Origin of the sequence: Methylobacterium sp. J-059, assembly GCF_022829485.1 — a bacterium.
Taxonomy (GTDB): Bacteria; Pseudomonadota; Alphaproteobacteria; order Rhizobiales; family Beijerinckiaceae; genus Methylobacterium.
In genome coordinates this window covers 50700-67334 of sequence record NZ_JAKSYA010000109.1, presented here as the reverse complement: position 1 = coordinate 67334, position 16635 = coordinate 50700, and the positions used below count along the sequence as shown (strand labels likewise).

The window sequence follows — 16635 nt, the reverse complement described above, 5'->3', positions numbered from 1 at the left end:
CGAAACCCTCTGCCCAGGCCTGAACGGCCCCACCGCGCGGCATCGTTCGCACGCGCGCACCGGAAATGGGACAGTCATACTGTCCTAACGCTGCAAACTGGCAGATTTCAAAAATTCCAGCAAGGGCCCCGCGGGACCAAAAGCGGCGTTTTGATGCCGCATCCCATGCCGGATCCCATGTCCGGTCCCATGTCCGCCCCGATGCCGGATCGGCAGGCGACCCAATTCCCCGTCGTGCGAGGGGCGATGCGAACGGAGGGATCGGCGTCGAGATCGGCCCTTCGCCGCCCGCTTTCTCCCGCAATTGCGCCCAAATCCTCCGCTCAAAGGCGAGCGCCGAGCACAAGCGGCATGCGGGGCAACGACCCTGCCGGAATGGCCGAAGGACACGCGGGACGCGGTCCTTCGGCGCGGGGCCCGGGCCGGATCGTCGGCAGGTCCCGATCGGGACTCCCCGGCGCGGGGCGAGCGCCTGCGGAGATTCGGGCGATCTCGAGAATGCGACCGGGAGGTCAGCCGTGAACCGATCCTATCGTCGTCTCCGTGCGGGCCTCGCCGCCTGCGCCCTGCTGATCGGTGCCGCCGACGCGGCGCGGGCGCAATACGCGTACGACGAGGCGATCATGCCGCCGCGCGCCGTCGCATGGCGCCTGGGCGAGCGCAGCTTCAGCGGCATGAGCCGCCCGCGCTTCGACGGACGCGCCTACATCGTCGAGGCCTTCAACCCGATGGGCGCCCGGGTGCGCCTGTTCGTCGATGCCCGGGACGGCGCGATCCTCGGCCGCCAGCGCCTCGACGACGGCCCGATCGCCCTTGCCCGCCCGGCGCCCGGCTACGGCTGGACCGAGGAGGACGAGATGCCGCGCCAGCCGATGCGGCAGGCAGAGCGCCTGCTCCCGCCGGCCGACATCCCGTTGCCCGAGGCGCGCGGAATGCCCCTGCGCCGTGCGCCGGCCGAGGCCGATTATGCCCGACCCGACGGATCGAACGGCATGCCGGGGCGCACGCTCGCGGACCCGAACCCGCAGGGCATCAACCCCGATCGGCGCGGCCCCGCCGAATCGCCGCGCAAGCTCGCCCGCGTCGCCAACCCGCCACGGTTGTCCGACACCAAAGCGCTCGACGAGAAGGCGCGCGATGGCAAGGCGATCGAAGGAAAAGCGCAGGCGCGCACCGTTCCCGAGGCGCCCAAGCTCCGCCCGGTGGACGCCGCCAAGCCCGAGGCGAAGCCGGAGGCTCCCGTCGCCGCCGTGGATCAGCCGAAGGCCGCGCCGGTTCCCGGCGTCACGCCGACTCCGGCAGCGGTCCAGTCGCCCGCCGACGGGACCTTGGCCAAGTCGGTCGAATCGAAGGCGGCGGACGTGAAGACCTCGGAAGTCAAACCCGCCGACCAGAGCTGGAAGAATCCGCCCGAGGCCAAGCGCAACGTCCGCGTCATCGGTGGTGCGACCCTCGTGCCGGGCGCGCCGGACAAGGACGCGCCGACACCCTGATCGGCCCCTACCCTGCGCGGCCGACCACGCGCTCGTCCCCGCAGAACAGCGTGAACGAATCGGCCCGGGCGATGGCGCAGAGCGTCATGTCGTGCAGGCGCGCCCGCTCGATCGCGAGCGAGGTCGGGGCCGAGATCGCGACCAGGACCGACGCGCCGAAATGCGCAGCCTTCTCGACCATCTCGAACGAGCACCGGCTGGTGATCACGAGGAAGCCCGCGGCCGGGTCGGTTCCCGTCCGGATCAGCGCCCCGATCAGCTTGTCCAGCGCGTTGTGCCGGCCGACATCCTCGCGGACCGCCACGAGGCTCCCGTCGAGGCGCGCCCAGGCGGCGGCGTGCACGGCCCGCGTCTCGCGCCCGAGCACCTGGGAATCGCCGAGATCCGACAAGGCCCGCGCGATCGCCTCCGCCCCGACGCGCACGCGGCCCGACGCGGCCCGGGTCTCGGCCCGCGGCAGGGCGGCGAGATCCTCGATCCCGCAGACGCCGCAGCCGGTGCGCCCGCTGATCGCGCGCTTGCGGGCGAGATGCTCGCGCAGGCGCCCGGGCGCCAAATCCACCAGCAGGCGCAGCCCGCCGTCGCCCGGCTCGACCGCGGCGCCGCGAATCTCGTCGGCCGCCGCGACGATGCCTTCGGTCAGGCTGAAGCCGTAGGCGAAATCCTCCAGGTCGGCCGGCGTCGCCATCATCACCGCATAGGGCACGCTGCCGTAGACGAGGTTCACCGGCATCTCGACGGCGAGCGCGCGGTGATCGTCGCGCGGCTCCGGCGCGGCGTAGGCGACGACGCGGGTCGCCACCTGCAAGGCCGTCTCCTGCAAGGCCGTCTTACGCAGGCCCGTCTCCGAAGTGGCCTGAACCGGCCGCCGTCCGTCCGTCATGGGCTGTTCCCGCCGCTCGACCCGAGCACGCCCTATAGCAGGCCGCGGGCCGAGCCGCCCCTGCGGCGATCGCCCGGGTGACGGAGCGGAGCGTCCGGAAAGCGTGCGATGCGACGCTTGTGCGGTTGCGCCTTTCACGACCTTGTGGTCTGACACCGCGATCGGATACCCGGGCCTCGCGCCTTCGGGGCGTCCATTCCGTCGAGCGACACCGCAAACCTCGTTCAAGCAAGATGCGGGCGGTCGACGGAGCGTAACGTGACCAAGGGGAGCCACGAGAGGCACATGCGGACGGCGCAGACGAAACACCGCTCCATGAGGGGGCTCGCCGCGTTCGGCGCGCTGCTCCTGACGTCGTCGCAGGCCCTGGCCGCCGGCATCGGCCAGCCCGAGCCCTGGCAGATGGACCGCCAGGTCCCCGTGACCGAGAACGCCCGCGACATCCTCCAGTTCGAGTCGTGGGTGCACTGGCTGTCGCTGGCCATCTGCGTGTTCGTGCTCGGCCTGATCCTGTGGTGCATCTACCGCTTTAGCGAAAAGCGGAACCCGACGCCCTCGAAAACCACCCACAACACCCTGATCGAGGTGGCCTGGACCATCGTCCCGGTGCTCATCCTCGTCGCCGTCGCGATCCCGTCGTTCCGCCTGCTGCGCGTGCAGCTGTCGGATCCGAAGTCCGACGTGATGATCAAGGTCACCGGCCACGCCTGGTACTGGTCCTACGAGTACCCCGCCGACCAGGGCGGCGGCTTCTCGTTTGATGCCAACATCGACGAGGACAAGCAGCCGCGGCTGCTGCAGACCGACAACGAGATGGTCGTTCCGGTGAACAAGATCGTCAAGATCCAGGTCACCGCCGCCGACGTCATGCATTCCTGGGCGATGCCGTCCTTCGGCTTCAAGATCGACGCCGTCCCCGGCCGCCTCAACCAGTTCTGGTTCAAGGCCGACCGCGAGGGCACCTATCACGGCCAGTGCTCCGAGCTCTGCGGCCAGCGCCACGCCTACATGCCGATCGTCGTCCGCGTCGTGAACGACGAGGCCTACGCAGCCTGGCTCGGCGAGGCCAAGACCAAGTACGCCCGCATCGACGACGGGTCCAAGCTCGCCGACGCCCGGTAGCGGGCGCGCCTCGGGCCGGCGCCGCGACGGCGCCGGCCCGACCCACCGAGATCTCGAGAGACACGCACAAGGCTCAGCTCAGATGGCAACCGCCGCAGCGCATGCAGGGGCCCACGAGGCCCACGACCACAAACCCTCGTTCTTCGCCCGCTGGTTCCTGTCGACGAACCACAAGGACATCGGCACGCTCTACCTGCTGTTCGCGTTCTGCGCGGGCATGATCGGCGCGTTCCTGTCCTTCGGCATCCGGATGGAGATGGAGGCGCCCGGCCTCCAGTACTTCTCCAATCCGCAGACCTACAACGTCTTCGTCACCGGCCACGGCCTCATCATGGTGTTCTTCATGGTGATGCCCGCGCTGATCGGCGGGTTCGGCAACTGGTTCGTGCCGCTGATGATCGGCGCGCCGGACATGGCCTTCCCGCGCATGAACAACATCTCGTTCTGGCTGACGGTGGCGGGCTTCTGCAGCCTGATCTGCTCGCTGTTCGTCGAGGGCGCGCCCGGCGCGTCCGGCGCCGGCACCGGCTGGACCGTCTACCCGCCGCTCTCCACCGCCGGCCATCCCGGCCCGGCCGTCGACTTCGCGATCTTCGCGCTGCACCTCTCCGGCGCCGGCTCGATCCTCGGGGCGATCAACTTCATCACGACCATCCTCAACATGCGCGCCCCCGGCATGACGCTGCACAAGATGCCGCTCTTCGCCTGGGCCGAGCTCGTCACCGCCTTCCTGCTGCTGCTGTCGCTCCCGGTCCTCGCCGGCGCGATCACCATGCTGCTCACCGACCGCAACTTCGGCACGACCTTCTTCGACCCGGCCGGCGGCGGCGACCCGATCCTGTACCAGCACCTGTTCTGGTTCTTCGGTCACCCCGAAGTGTACATCATGATCCTGCCGGCCTTCGGCATCGTCTCGCACATCATCGCCACGTTCTCGCGCAAGCCGGTCTTCGGCTACCTCGCGATGGCCTACGCGATGGTCGCGATCGGCGTCGTCGGCTTCGTCGTGTGGGCGCACCACATGTACACCGTCGGCCTGTCGCTGCAGACGCAGTCCTACTTCGTGTTCGCCACCATGGTGATCGCGGTGCCGACCGGCGTGAAGATCTTCTCCTGGATCGCGACGATGTGGGGCGGCTCGATCCGCTTCACCGCGGCGATGCACTGGGCGGTGGGCTTCATCTTCCTGTTCACCGTCGGCGGCGTCACCGGCGTCGTGCTCGCGAACTCGGCGGTCGATAAGTACCTGCACGACACCTACTACGTCGTTGCGCACTTCCACTACGTGCTCTCGCTCGGCGCCGTGTTCATCATCTTCGCCGGCATCTACTACTGGTTCCCGAAGATGACCGGCCACATCATCCCCGAATGGGCCGGCAAGCTGCACTTCTGGCTGGCCTTCATCGGCGCGAACATCCTGTTCTTCCCGATGCACTTCCTCGGGCTCGCCGGCATGCCGCGTCGCTACGCCGACTACCCGGAGGCGTTCGCGGGCTGGCACAAGGTCTCGACCTACGGCGGCCACATCTTCGGCCTCGGCATGATGGTGTTCGTGATCGGCGTTATCCTCGCCTTCCGCTCGAAGGAGCGGGCCGCGGACAACCCCTGGGGTCCCGGCGCGACCACCCTGGAGTGGACGCTGTCGTCGCCGCCACCCTTCCACCAGTTCGAGACACTGCCCCGCATCGTCGACGAGCCGGGTCACCACTAACAACTTCGCGGGGGCCGCATCGCGCGGCCCCCGCCCTTCCCCGGATCCTTCCCGCGAAGGGTCCCGGCAAGGGCGGTGCGACGGTCTGGTCTGAGCGGCGCTCGGCAGGCCCCCCCTTTTTCCGGCGTACGACGCCCGGACGTTTGGAACTGTTCCGGTTCGCGACTTCCCGTGCCGGATCGAGCGCTCCCGCCGCGCGGGCCCGAGCGCGAAAAGCAGAATGGTTACGGTGTCCATGACCACCCTGTCGAACAGCCTGCCCGCCGGCGCGACGCCGGTCTCGGTCGTCGGCGGAGACGTGCCCGACTACTTCGCCCTGCTGAAGCCGCGGGTGATGGTGCTGGTGATCTTCACCGCCCTCGTCGGCATGGTGGTGTCGCACGGCCACGTGCCGCCGGCCGTCGCGGTGATCTCGCTGCTAATGATCGCCATCGGCGCCGGCGCCTCGGGCTGCCTCAACATGTGGTGGGACGCCGACATCGACGCGATCATGACGCGCACCGCCAAGCGCCCGATCCCCGACGGCCGCATCCAGCCGAACGAGGCCCTGGCCTTCGGCCTTGTGCTCTCGGTCGGCTCGGTGATGGTGCTCGGGCTTGCGGCGAACTGGCTCTCGGCCGGGCTGCTCGCCTTCACCATCGTGTTCTACGCGGTGATCTACTCGATGTGGCTCAAGCGGGCGACCGCGCAGAACATCGTCATCGGCGGCGCCGCCGGCGCCCTCCCCCCGGTGATCGGGCAGGCGGTGGTGACCGGTTCGGTCGGCATCGAGTCGCTAGTGCTGTTCGCGATCATCTTCATCTGGACGCCGCCGCACTTCTGGGCGCTCGCGCTGGTGAAGGCCGGCGAGTACGCCAAGGCTGGAATCCCGATGATGCCGAACACCGCCGGCCCGACCTCGACCCGCCGCCAGATCATCTACTACACGCTGCTGCTCGCGCCGCTCGGCCTCTTGCCGGTCTGGCTCGGCTTCGCCGGCCTGCTCTACGCGGTGGTCGGCGTGCTGGGCGGCCTCGGCATGCTGGCCTTCAGCGTGCAGGTCTATCGCAACCGCGAGGGCGAGGCCGAGAAGAAGGCCGCCATGGGGATGTTCGGCTTCTCGATTCTCTACCTGTTCGTTCTGTTCTCGGCGCTGCTCGCCGAGCAGAGCCTCGGCCTGTTCCGCCCGGTCTTCGCCTGATGGAATACGATCCGCACGGCTTTCCCAAGATCGAGATGCGCCCCCTCACCCCCGAGGAGGAGGCGCGCCGGCGCAAGCGCTCGATCGCGATCGCCCTGGCGCTCGGCGCCATGGTGCTGCTGTTCTTCGTCCTGACGATCGCCAAGCTCGGGCCGCAGATCCTGAACCGGCCGCTCTGATGAGCACACCGAACACCGACAGGACGATGCTGCGCACCGCCTTCGCCTGCGGCGGCATGGCCGTGGGCATGATCGGCCTCGCCTTCGCGTCGGTGCCGCTCTACGACGCGTTCTGCAAGGCGACCGGCTACGACGGCACGCCGCGCCAGGGCCCGGTGCTCACCGCCGGCGTCGCCACCGACGACAGCATGGTCGTCCACTTCGACACCAACGTGTCTTCCTCGCTGCCGTGGCGGTTCAAGGCCGAGTCGCGCCGGGTCGAGGCGCATCTCGGCGAGACGAAGACCGTGTTCTTCCAGGTCAAGAACACCGGCACGACGCCGTCCACCGGCGTGGCGACCTTTAACGTGCAGCCCGGGCTGATGGGCAGCTACTTCGTCAAGATCGAGTGCTTCTGCTTCAAGGAGCAGACGCTCCAGCCGGGCGAGACGCTCGACGTGCCGGTGGTGTTCTACATCGATCCCGAGGTGCGGAAGGATTCGAACACCGCGCATCTCTCCGAGATGACGCTGTCCTACACCTACTTCGCGTCGAAGAACGGCGAGCCGGTCACGGCTGCGGTCGCCAACACGAGCACGGCCGGAAACAAGCGGGATTTCTGACCGTGCCGGGATTTCCCGGTGCGCGAAGCGTGACAACACGCGCCCGCCTCCGCTAAGGGTGCGGGTAGACCGGACGGGCCGGACGGCCCGAATTCGGCGTTCAGGGTAAGCGGACCGCGAGCCGGCGACGGCGCAGGACCGACGGGGTCGAGGAGAGACGGGTAAGATGGCCGAGGCGCACGCCAAGAATCACGACTTCCACATCCTCGCACCGAGCCCTTGGCCGCTCATCGGCGCCTTCTCCGGCTTCGTGATGGCCTTCGGCGCCGTGTTCTGGATGAAGAGCCTGCAGATCGGCACGCTCACCCCCGGCCCCTACATTTTCGGCGCCGGCTCGCTCGGCGTGCTCTACACCATGTTCTCGTGGTGGAAGGACGTGGTCCACGAGGCCAACCAAGGCGACCACACCCGCGTGGTGCAGCTTCATCACCGCTACGGCATGATGATGTTCATCGCCTCCGAGGTGATGTTCTTCGTCGCGTGGTTCTGGGCCTATTTCGAGGCGGCGCTCTACACCGCCGACCCGATCCAGGCCTCGCGCGTCGGCTTCACCGGCGGCGTCTGGCCGCCGAAGGGGATCGAGGCGTTCGACCCCTGGCACCTGCCGCTGCTCAACACCCTGATCCTGTTGACCTCCGGCACCACCGTGACCTGGGCCCACCACGCCCTGCTCCACGACGACCGCAAGGGCCTGAAGTACGGCCTGTGGCTGACCGTGATCCTCGGCGTGCTGTTCACCGCCTGCCAGGCCTACGAGTACGGCCACGCGCATTTCGGCTTCGCCGGCAGCATCTACTCGTCGACCTTCTTCATGGCGACGGGCTTCCACGGCGCGCACGTCCTCATCGGCACGATCTTCCTTGGGATCTGCCTGTACCGCGCCTATCTCGGCCAGTTCACGGTCAAGCAGCATCTCGGGTTCGAGTTCGCCGCCTGGTACTGGCACTTCGTCGACGTGGTGTGGCTGTTCCTGTTCGCGGCGATCTACGTCTGGGGCTCGGGCGCCGGGCACGCGGCGCACTGAGCGCGATCGGGCAGGATCCCCTGTGACGCAGGGGGGACATGCATCGAAGGGCGGCTCCGGCCGCCCTTTTTCGTGTCCGGGCACCCATATCCTCGGTGAGGCCGACACGTGGTGCATCGCTGCGGGGCTTCACGTCATGCAAGGAACCTGAGCTTGGCCCGGACCTACACGCCACAAGCACCGATCTCGACCGGCCTGCGCGGCCGCTGCCCGCGCTGCGGCGAAGGCCACATGTTCAAGGGGTTCCTCACCGTCGCCCCCGCCTGCGAGGTCTGCGGCCTCGACTACGGCGCGTTCGATTCCGGCGACGGGCCGGCCTTCTTCGTGATGTCGATCGTCGGCATCCTCGTGGTCGGCCTCGCCCTGTGGATGGAGATCACCTACCAGCCGCCGATGTGGGTCCACGCGCTGGTGGCCGGATCGCTCTCGATCGGCCTCAGCCTGATCCTGGTCCGCCCGCTGAAGGGCATGCTGCTGGCCCTGCAATACACCAACAAGGCCGAGCAGGGACGCTTCGAGCCGTGACCGCGGCCGAGACCGCCTCGCGGACGCGCCCCGGCGTGATCCGCGACCTTGTCCCGCCGGCGCTCGCGACGCTGATGGCACTCGCGATCCTCCTCGGCCTCGGGGTGTGGCAGCTCGAGCGCAAGGGCGAGAAGGAGGCGCTGATCGCCCGCATCGTCTCGCGCTCGCAGGCCGAGCCGGTGCCGCCGCCCGCCGACTGGAACCCGGCGCGCGACGAGTTCGAGCATGTCCGCGTCGGCGGCCGCTTCCTCAACGATCGCGAGACGCTGGTCCACGGGCTCGCGGCCGGCGAGACGCCGGGCCGCGCGCTGCAGGGCTACTATGTGATCACGCCGTTCCAGCGCGACGACGGCTCGATGGTGCTGGTCAACCGCGGCTTCGTGCCGACCGAGCTGAAGAACCAGGCCGACCGCCGCGACGGGCTCGTCGAGGGCGACACCACGATCGTCGGCCTGATGCGCGGCAGCGAGCCACGGACGATGTTCGTGCCGGCGCCCGATCCGGTGCGCAACGAGTGGTTCAACCGCGACGTGCCGGGCATCGCCGCGGCGCGCGGCTTCCCGGAGGCCGCCCCCTACCTAATCGAGGCGGATGCCGCGCCCGGCAGTCGGACCTGGCCGCGCGGCGGGCAGCTCCGGGTCGACCTGCCCAACAACCATCTGCAATACGCCTTCACCTGGTTCGGCATCGCCGCCTGCCTGCTCGGCGTCTTTTCCGTGTTTGCCTGGAAGCGCCTGCACGAGCCGGACGCGCCTTCCGGCGCCTGAGGCCGGGCTTGCGGCGGCGGCGACGCCGGCTACACTCGCTGCGTCCTATGGCGGAGTGATCCGATGCGCAGCTGGCTCGCCCTGTTCCTCGCCCTCGCGTTGACGTCGGCGCACGCTGCCGACGACGGCGCCCGCGAGGCGGCCCGCGCGGCGATCACCCGGCAGGCCGAGGCGCTGGTGCGCGATGACGCCGCCACCGCCTACGCCCAGGCCGCCCCGGCGATCCAGGGCATGTTCCCGACCGCCGACGTGTTCCTCGGCATGGTGCGCAACAACTACCGGCCGGTCTATCGGCACCGCACCTTCGTGTTCGGGCAGATGCAGGACCTCGGCGACGGGGCGCTTTCGCAGGACGTTGCGATCCAGGACGAGGACGGCGTCGACTGGACCGCCGTCTACAGCCTCGAGCGCGGCGCCGACGGAACGTGGCGCATCAGCGGCTGCCGGCTGGTCAAGGCCGAGGGCACGAACGCCTGAACCCGCCTCGGCGGTCTTCGACACGCCCGACCGCATCGTGTAGAGGGGGCGCCTTCCCCGGAGGCCCCCGTGCTGCACGTCTCAACCCGCGGATCCGCCGCGCCGCTCTCGTTCTCCGATGCCCTGCTCGCCGGGCTCGCCCGCGACGGCGGCCTCTACGTGCCGGAGGCGTGGCCGACCTTGTCCGCGAGCGAGATCGCGGGTCTGGCCGGCAAGCGCTACGCCGACGCCGCCAAGCTGGTGCTGCGCCCCCTGATCGACGGCGAGATCGCGGATGCCGACCTCGACCGGATGATCGAGGAGGCCTACGCCACCTTCCGCCACCCGGCGATCTGCCCGCTGACCCAGCTCGACGACAACCTGTTCCTGCTCGAGCTCTTCCACGGCCCGACGCTGGCGTTCAAGGACGTGGCGATGCAGCTGCTCGGGCGGCTGATGGACCACGTGCTCCGCGCCCGCGGCAGCCGCGCCACCATTGTCGGCGCGACCTCGGGCGACACCGGCAGCGCCGCGGTCGAGGCCTTCGGCGGGCTGGACCAGGTCGACATCTTCATCCTGTTCCCGCACGGCCGCGTGTCGGAGGTGCAGCGCCGGCAGATGACCTCGGTCGACGCGCCGAACGTCCACGCGCTCGCGGTCGACGGCAACTTCGACGACTGCCAGAACATGGTGAAGGCCATGTTCCAGCACGCCGACTTCGCCGACGCGGTGAAGCTCTCGGGCGTCAACTCGATCAACTGGGCCCGCGTCGCGGCGCAGGCCGTGTACTACTTCACCAGCGCGGTCGCGCTCGGCGCACCGCACCGCAAGGTGTCGTTCGCGGTGCCGACCGGCAACTTCGGCGACGTGCTGGCCGGCTGGGTCGCCAAGCGCATGGGGCTGCCGATCGAGCGCCTGATGATCGGCACCAACGCCAACGACATCCTGGCGCGCACCCTCGAGCACGGCGCCTACGAGCTGCGCGGCGTCCAGGCCACGACCTCGCCCTCGATGGACATCCAGATCTCGTCGAACTTCGAGCGGCTGCTGTTCGAGGCGCTCGATCGCGACGCCGCCTCGCTCGGCCGCCTCATGTCCGGGCTCAAGCAGTCCGGCGGCTTCAACCTCGACGAGGGGGTGCTCGCCAAGGTGCGTGCCGAGTTCGACGCCACCGCCGTGTCGGAGCCCGACGTGATGGACGAGATCGCCCAGACCCACGCCGCCACCGGGAACGTGCTCGATCCCCACAGCGCCATCGGCGTTCGGGCCGCCCGCCGCCTGCTGCGGCAGGACCCGGCGACCCCGGTGGTGGCGCTGGCGACCGCGCACGCCGCCAAGTTCCCCGATGCGGTGAGCCGCGCCACCGGCGGCCTTCGCCCCGCCCTCCCCCCGCATCTCGCCGACCTGATGGACCGGCCCGAGCGCATGACGCGGGTCGGCAACGACCAGGCCGCGGTCGAGGCCCTGATCCGCGACCGCGCGCGCATCACGAGGGGCGCATGAACCAGCACTTCGCCACCCACGCCGCCTCCCCGGGCCTGCGCATCACCACCCTCGACAACGGCGTCACCGTCGCGACCGAAGCGATGCCGGGCGTGGCCACCGCGACGCTCGGCGTCTGGGTCGGGGCGGGATCGCGCCACGAGCGCCCGGACGAGAACGGCCTGAGCCACCTCATCGAGCACATGGCGTTCAAGGGCACGCGCACGCGCTCGGCCCGGGCCATCGCCGAGGACATCGAGAACCTCGGCGGCGAGATCAACGCCGCGACCTCGGCCGAGGGCACGAGCTACACCGCGCGGGTGCTCGGCGAGGATGTCGGCACCGCGCTCGACGTGCTCGGCGACATCCTGACCGATTCCGTGTTCGACGCGGGCGAGCTCGCCCGCGAGAAGGGCGTGATCCTGCAGGAACATGCTGGGATCGAGGACACGCCGGACGACGTGGTCTACGACGCCTTCACCGAGGCCGCTTTCCCCGGGCAGCCGATCGGGCGCCCGATCATCGGCCGGCCGGAGACCATCCGGAGCTTCGACGAGGCCGGCATCCGCGCCTACCTCGCCCGCGAATACACCCCCGACCGCTTCGTGGTCGCCGCCGCCGGCGCCGTCGAGCACGAGGCCTTCGTCGCGTCGGCCGAGCGCCATTTCGGCGCCATGCCGAGGTCGAGCGCGCCCGAGGCGATCCCCGGGACCTATGCCGGCGGCGAGCGCCGCATGCCGAAGAAGCTCGAGCAGGCCAACGTGGTGATCGGCCTGCCCGGCCTGTCGTTCCGCGACGACGCCTACTACGCGCTGCACATGTTCTCGCAGGTGCTCGGCGGCGGGCTGACCTCGCGGCTCTGGCAGGAGGTGCGCGAGACCCGTGGCCTCGCCTACGAGATCCAGGCGTTTCACTGGCCGTTCTCCGATTGCGGGCTGTTCGGCATCGGCGCGGCGACCTCCGGCGCGGACCTGCCCGAGCTCGTCGAGGTGACGCTGTCGGCGACCGCGCGCGCGGCACGCGACCTCGACACCGTCGAGATCGCCCGCGCCAAGGCGCAGCTGAAGGTCTCGCTGCTCTCTGCGCTGGAGACGCCCGGCGGCCGGATCGAGCGCAACGCGCGCCAGATCCTCGCCTGGGGCCGCGTGATCCCGGCCGAGGAGGTGATCGCCAAGGTCGACGCCGTCACGGTGGACCACGTGCGCGCGGCCGGGCTCGCGGTCCTCGCCGGCGCGCCGACGCTCGCCGCCATCGGCCCGATCAAGAAGCTCCCGTCCCTCGACCGGATCACGGCGGTGCTGCGCGCCGCCTGAGCGAGACCGGGGACGACACGCCTACGCTGCGACCGAAAACTTGTTTTGGCCGCAAAAGCGGGCGATCCCCGGCCCGGACGATCGCGTATGCCAGCGGTGGGTGACGCCGGCCGCCGGGCCTCTGCCGCCTTGCTCCAGGTTAATCCCGCCTCTACCACTACGCGGAACCTGAGCCGTACTCGCCGCCGTACCCGGCCGGAACACTCGCCCGTTGCGCATCCTCGCCCTTTATCTCGCACTCTTCTGCGGCCTTCTGCTCAGCGGTTCCGCTCGGGCCGTGGAAGCGGTGCGGGTCACCCTCGACGCGCCGGTGATCGACCTGACGACGGCGATCGAGCGCTACCGCTCGGACGGCGACCTGATCCAGATCTCGACGGCACCGGGCAAGGACGGCATCGTCCGCCGCATCGTCGTGAAGGCGCGCGATGCCGGCGCGCAGCCCGACTGGATGGTGTTCGCGCTCACCAACGACACCGACGAGCAGATCGAGCGCATCCTCGTCGCGCCGCATTTCCGGCTGGTCGATTCCGGCGTGGTCTGGCCCGATCTCGGCGGCTCGCGCATCGCGGCGATCACCGCGAGCCAGGGCATCCGGCCCGAGCGCAACGAGAACCCGGAAGCCGACGAGTTCGTCATCACCCTCGATCCCGGCACGACGATCACCTACGTCGCCGAGCTGCGCGGCCCGAACATCCCGCAGGTGCACCTCTGGGATCAGGACGCCTACCGCAAGAAGGCCGCCGGCCTGACGCTCTACAAGGGCATCATCATCGGCATCAGCGGCCTGCTGGCGCTGTTCCTCACCATCGTCTTCGTGGTCAAGGGCGCGATCATCTTCCCCGCGGCGGCCGCGCTTGCGTGGTCGGTCCTCGCCTATGCCTGCATCGATTTCGGGTTCCTGCAGCGGGTCTTCCCGGTCACCGAGCTGGCGGAGCGGGTCTACCGCGCCTCGGCGGAGGCGGTGCTGGCCGCGACGCTGCTGGTGTTCCTGTTCGCCTACCTCAACCTCTCGCGCTGGCACGTGCGCTACAGCCACGTCGCGTTCTTCTGGCTGACCTTCCTGGCAGGGCTCGTCGGCCTCGCCCTGTTCGATCCGCCGGTGGCGGCGGGCGTCGCGCGCATCTCGATCGCCGCGGTCGCCGGGGTCGGGTTGCTGCTGATCGCCTACCTCGCCGCCCATAACGGCTACGACCGCGCCATCCTGCTCGTGCCGACCTGGACGCTGCTCGTCGTCTGGGTCACGGCCGCCGGCTTCGCGGTGACCGGCCAGATCGGTAGCGAGCTGACCCAGCCGGCGCTGATCGGCGGCCTCGTGCTGATCGTCATGCTGATCGGCTTCACGGTGATGCAGCACGCCTTCGCCGGCGGCGGCCTCACCCACGCCCTCGTCTCCGACACCGAGCGGCGGGCGCTGGCGCTCACCGGCGCCGGCGACGTGGTGTTCGACTGGGACGTGCCGGGCGACCGGGTCTTCGCCGGCCAGGAGATCGAGGTCCAGCTCGGCCTCAAGCGCGGCGCATTGGAGGGGCCGGCCGCGAATTGGCTCGGGCTGCTGCACCCGTTCGACATCGAGCGCTACTCGGCCACCCTCGACACCATGATCGAGGAGCGGCGCGGCCGCATCGTGCACGATTTCCGCCTGCGCACCTCGGGCGGGGCCTATTACTGGTACCGCCTCAAGGCCCGCCCGGTGATCGGCAACGACGGCGAGGTGATCCGCATCGTCGGCACCATCGCCGACGTCACCGAGATCAAGACCGCCGAGGAGCGCCTCCTGCACGACGCCGTGCACGACAGCCTAACCGGCCTGCCGAACCGCGAGCTGTTCGGCGACCGTCTCGATGCCGCGATCGCCTTCGCGAGCCAGGACCCGCGGCTGAAGCCGACGGTGATCGTCCTCGACATCGACCGGTTCAAGGGCATCAACGACGCGATCGGCCTCTCGGCCGGCGACTCGATCCTGCTCACCCTGTCGCGCCGCCTCGGCCGCCTGCTGCGGCCGCAGGACACGTTGGCGCGCGTGGCCGGCGACGAGTTCGCGGTCATCCTGCTGTCGGAACGCGATTCGGACCGCATCCTGGCCTTCGCGGAGATGATCCGCCGCGCCATCGCGACGCCGATCACCTATGCCGACCGCGAGATCTTCCTCACCGTCTCGATCGGCCTGGCGCTGCACGAGACCGGCGCCAGCCTCAAGCGCGACGAGGTGTTCAAGAACGCCGAAACCGCGATGGTCCAGGCCAAGCGCGGCGGCGGCGATCGCATCGAGGTGTTCCGCGCCGACATGCGCGCCGAGCGCTCGGACCGGCTGATGCTGGAGAGCGACCTCCGCCGCTCGCTCGAGCGCAACGAGATGAAGGTGCTGTTCCAGCCGGTCGTCCGCCTGGAGGACCGCACGGTGGCCGGCTTCGAGGCGATCCTGCGCTGGGATCACCCCAAGCTCGGGCGCATCCCGCCGGCCACCTTCATGCCGGTTGCGGAAGAGAGCGGGTTCGTCGTCAACCTCGGGATCTTCGCCCTCGAACGGACCGCGCTGGAGCTCGCCGCATGGCAGCGCTCGCTCGAGGTCGACCCGCCGATCTTCGCCTCGGTCAACGTCTCGTCGCGCCAGCTGCTGCGGCACGACCTGCTGCACGACGTGAAGACGGTGCTCGCCCGCTCCGGCGTGATCCCGGGCTCGCTCAAGCTCGAGCTCACCGAGAGCCTGGTGATGGAGAACCCCGAATACGCCGCGCAGATGCTGACCCGCATCCACGATCTCGGCGCCGGGCTCTCGCTCGACGATTTCGGCACCGGCTACTCGGCGCTGTCCTACCTGCAGCGCTTCCCCTTCGACACGATCAAGATCGACCAGTCCTTCGTCCGCCAGATGGCCTCGGGCAAGACGGCGATCCTGCGCTCGATCGTGCGGATGGCCAACGAGCTCAACCTCGCCATCGTCGCCGAGGGTGCGGAGTCCGAGGCCGACGCCCAGGCCTTGGCCGAGCTCGGCTGCGACTACGCGCAGGGCTACGCCTTCGGCGAGCCGATGACGATGCTGCAGGCCCGCCAGCTCGTGGGGGCGGCACCGGAAGCCGCCTGATCGGGGTTTCATCCCCAGGTCGATTGCTCCGGCGTCCCGAACTCTTGCACCCCCGTCCCGCGGTCGCCCTTCGCGTTGAAGCCAAGCTTTCGGCACCCTAACGCTCGATCGCTGGCCGATCCCGCAGAACCATGCGCGGACGGAGGGCCGATGGGGCTGTCGACATCATGAAAAAACTTCTCTTCTCCGCCGAAGGCCGGATCGGGCGCGCGACCTTCTGGAAGGGCATCCTCGGCTCGGTGCTCGGCGCCGTCATCGTCGCGTCCGCGCTGAACTACGTGCTGGCCCAGATGATCCCGAACGAGGCCGCCGCAGGGGAAGGCTTCAAGGTCGATGGGCCGGCAGCGATCCCGTTCGTAATCCTGAACCTCCTCACCACGGTCTTCATCGTCTGGTCGTCGGTCTGCCTCGGGATCAAGCGCTACCACGACCGCGACAAGCCCGGCGTCTGGGTGCTGCTCTCGCTCATTCCGCTCGGCAACCTCTGGTACTTTATCGAGACCGGGTTCCTGCGGGGCACGGTCGGCCCGAACACGTTCGGCCCCGACCCGCGCGGCCGCGGCCTCGCGACGTCCGCGGGCCTGTCTCTGGCGATCTGACGCCGCGCGATCGACGCTGCGACGATCCCGAATCAGTGACGTCGCAGCGTTTCCGCGCGACGATGCGCACCCATTTCGGTCGAAGTCGGGTGCGCAGCCGAATTACCTGAGGCGGACGGACGCCATGCTCGCTCGCCGCCGCCCGGAGGAATCGGTGCGTGACAACCGCGATTTAAGCCTCCCTTAACCATGCCGACGGAAGGTTGTGTGGAGAAAT

15 protein-coding genes are annotated in these 16635 nt (G+C 69.5%); 14 read left to right on the top strand and 1 reads right to left on the bottom strand.

Annotation, left to right across the window (positions count from 1 at the left end; genetic code table 11):
- Positions 1–518 precede the first annotated feature (518 nt).
- Positions 519–1493, top strand: a complete 975-nt coding sequence (locus tag MKK55_RS13945; protein ID WP_243935322.1) for a hypothetical protein — start codon at positions 519–521, stop codon at positions 1491–1493.
- Positions 1494–1500: 7 nt separating this feature from the next.
- Here MKK55_RS13945 and fdhD read toward each other — a convergent pair whose 3' ends face one another.
- Complete coding sequence (fdhD, locus tag MKK55_RS13940) at positions 1501–2376, bottom strand: formate dehydrogenase accessory sulfurtransferase FdhD (protein WP_243935320.1); 876 nt, start codon at positions 2374–2376, stop codon at positions 1501–1503.
- 285 nt (positions 2377–2661) lie between these two features.
- On the opposite strand from fdhD, the gene coxB reads away from it, so the two are divergent.
- The 13 genes from coxB to MKK55_RS13875 all read left to right on the top strand — a co-directional run bounded on the left by coxB (position 2662) and on the right by MKK55_RS13875 (position 16418).
- On the top strand, positions 2662–3498 hold the full coding sequence (gene coxB / locus MKK55_RS13935; protein ID WP_147725192.1) for a cytochrome c oxidase subunit II: 837 nt from the start codon (positions 2662–2664) through the stop codon (positions 3496–3498).
- 82 nt (positions 3499–3580) lie between these two features.
- Positions 3581–5209, top strand: a complete 1629-nt coding sequence (gene ctaD, locus MKK55_RS13930) for a cytochrome c oxidase subunit I (protein ID WP_147725193.1) — start codon at positions 3581–3583, stop codon at positions 5207–5209.
- A gap of 235 nt (positions 5210–5444) precedes the next feature.
- Positions 5445–6389 (top strand): heme o synthase, encoded by a 945-nt coding sequence (locus tag MKK55_RS13925; protein ID WP_243935525.1) that lies wholly within the window; start codon positions 5445–5447, stop codon positions 6387–6389.
- Positions 6389–6568: a hypothetical protein gene (locus tag MKK55_RS13920; RefSeq protein WP_147725195.1), complete on the top strand. Its 180-nt coding sequence runs from the start codon at positions 6389–6391 to the stop codon at positions 6566–6568. The genes MKK55_RS13925 and MKK55_RS13920 overlap by 1 nt, the downstream gene beginning before the upstream one ends.
- Positions 6568–7170 (top strand): cytochrome c oxidase assembly protein, encoded by a 603-nt coding sequence (locus MKK55_RS13915; protein ID WP_243935315.1) that lies wholly within the window; start codon positions 6568–6570, stop codon positions 7168–7170. The genes MKK55_RS13920 and MKK55_RS13915 overlap by 1 nt, the downstream gene beginning before the upstream one ends.
- A 166-nt stretch (positions 7171–7336) precedes the next feature.
- On the top strand, positions 7337–8194 hold the full coding sequence (locus MKK55_RS13910; protein ID WP_147725199.1) for a cytochrome c oxidase subunit 3: 858 nt from the start codon (positions 7337–7339) through the stop codon (positions 8192–8194).
- A gap of 153 nt (positions 8195–8347) precedes the next feature.
- Positions 8348–8719, top strand: coding sequence for a DUF983 domain-containing protein (locus tag MKK55_RS13905; RefSeq protein WP_243935313.1), 372 nt, complete (start codon positions 8348–8350; stop codon positions 8717–8719).
- Positions 8720–8793: 74 nt separating this feature from the next.
- On the top strand, positions 8794–9486 hold the full coding sequence (locus MKK55_RS13900) for an SURF1 family protein (protein WP_243935516.1): 693 nt from the start codon (positions 8794–8796) through the stop codon (positions 9484–9486).
- Positions 9487–9549: 63 nt separating this feature from the next.
- Entirely contained in the window at positions 9550–9963 is a 414-nt protein-coding gene (locus MKK55_RS13895; protein ID WP_243935312.1) for a DUF4864 domain-containing protein, read from the top strand.
- A gap of 69 nt (positions 9964–10032) precedes the next feature.
- Positions 10033–11445, top strand: a complete 1413-nt coding sequence (thrC, locus tag MKK55_RS13890) for a threonine synthase (protein ID WP_243935310.1) — start codon at positions 10033–10035, stop codon at positions 11443–11445.
- Complete coding sequence (locus MKK55_RS13885; RefSeq protein ID WP_147841369.1) at positions 11442–12737, top strand: M16 family metallopeptidase; 1296 nt, start codon at positions 11442–11444, stop codon at positions 12735–12737. Before thrC ends, MKK55_RS13885 begins: the two co-directional genes overlap by 4 nt.
- Before the next feature lie 211 nt (positions 12738–12948).
- Entirely contained in the window at positions 12949–15819 is a 2871-nt protein-coding gene (locus tag MKK55_RS13880; protein WP_243935307.1) for an EAL domain-containing protein, read from the top strand.
- Between the two features lie 167 nt (positions 15820–15986).
- Positions 15987–16418, top strand: a complete 432-nt coding sequence (locus MKK55_RS13875; protein ID WP_243935305.1) for a DUF805 domain-containing protein — start codon at positions 15987–15989, stop codon at positions 16416–16418.
- Positions 16419–16635: the final 217 nt, after the last annotated feature.

Bases quoted from the DNA above. Each gene is read 5' to 3' on its own strand.
- fdhD (WP_243935320.1), bottom strand. From the start codon at position 2,376: ATGACGGACGGACGGCGGCCGGTTCAGGCCACTTCGGAGACGGGCCTG.
- MKK55_RS13895 (WP_243935312.1), top strand. From the start codon at position 9,550: ATGCGCAGCTGGCTCGCCCTGTTCCTCGCCCTCGCGTTGACGTCGGCG.
- coxB (WP_147725192.1), top strand. From the start codon at position 2,662: ATGCGGACGGCGCAGACGAAACACCGCTCCATGAGGGGGCTCGCCGCG.
- MKK55_RS13910 (WP_147725199.1), top strand. From the start codon at position 7,337: ATGGCCGAGGCGCACGCCAAGAATCACGACTTCCACATCCTCGCACCG.
- MKK55_RS13925 (WP_243935525.1), top strand. From the start codon at position 5,445: ATGACCACCCTGTCGAACAGCCTGCCCGCCGGCGCGACGCCGGTCTCG.
- MKK55_RS13915 (WP_243935315.1), top strand. From the start codon at position 6,568: ATGAGCACACCGAACACCGACAGGACGATGCTGCGCACCGCCTTCGCC.
- MKK55_RS13900 (WP_243935516.1), top strand. From the start codon at position 8,794: ATGGCACTCGCGATCCTCCTCGGCCTCGGGGTGTGGCAGCTCGAGCGC.
- ctaD (WP_147725193.1), top strand. From the start codon at position 3,581: ATGGCAACCGCCGCAGCGCATGCAGGGGCCCACGAGGCCCACGACCAC.
- MKK55_RS13885 (WP_147841369.1), top strand. From the start codon at position 11,442: ATGAACCAGCACTTCGCCACCCACGCCGCCTCCCCGGGCCTGCGCATC.
- MKK55_RS13875 (WP_243935305.1), top strand. From the start codon at position 15,987: ATGAAAAAACTTCTCTTCTCCGCCGAAGGCCGGATCGGGCGCGCGACC.
- MKK55_RS13920 (WP_147725195.1), top strand. From the start codon at position 6,389: ATGGAATACGATCCGCACGGCTTTCCCAAGATCGAGATGCGCCCCCTC.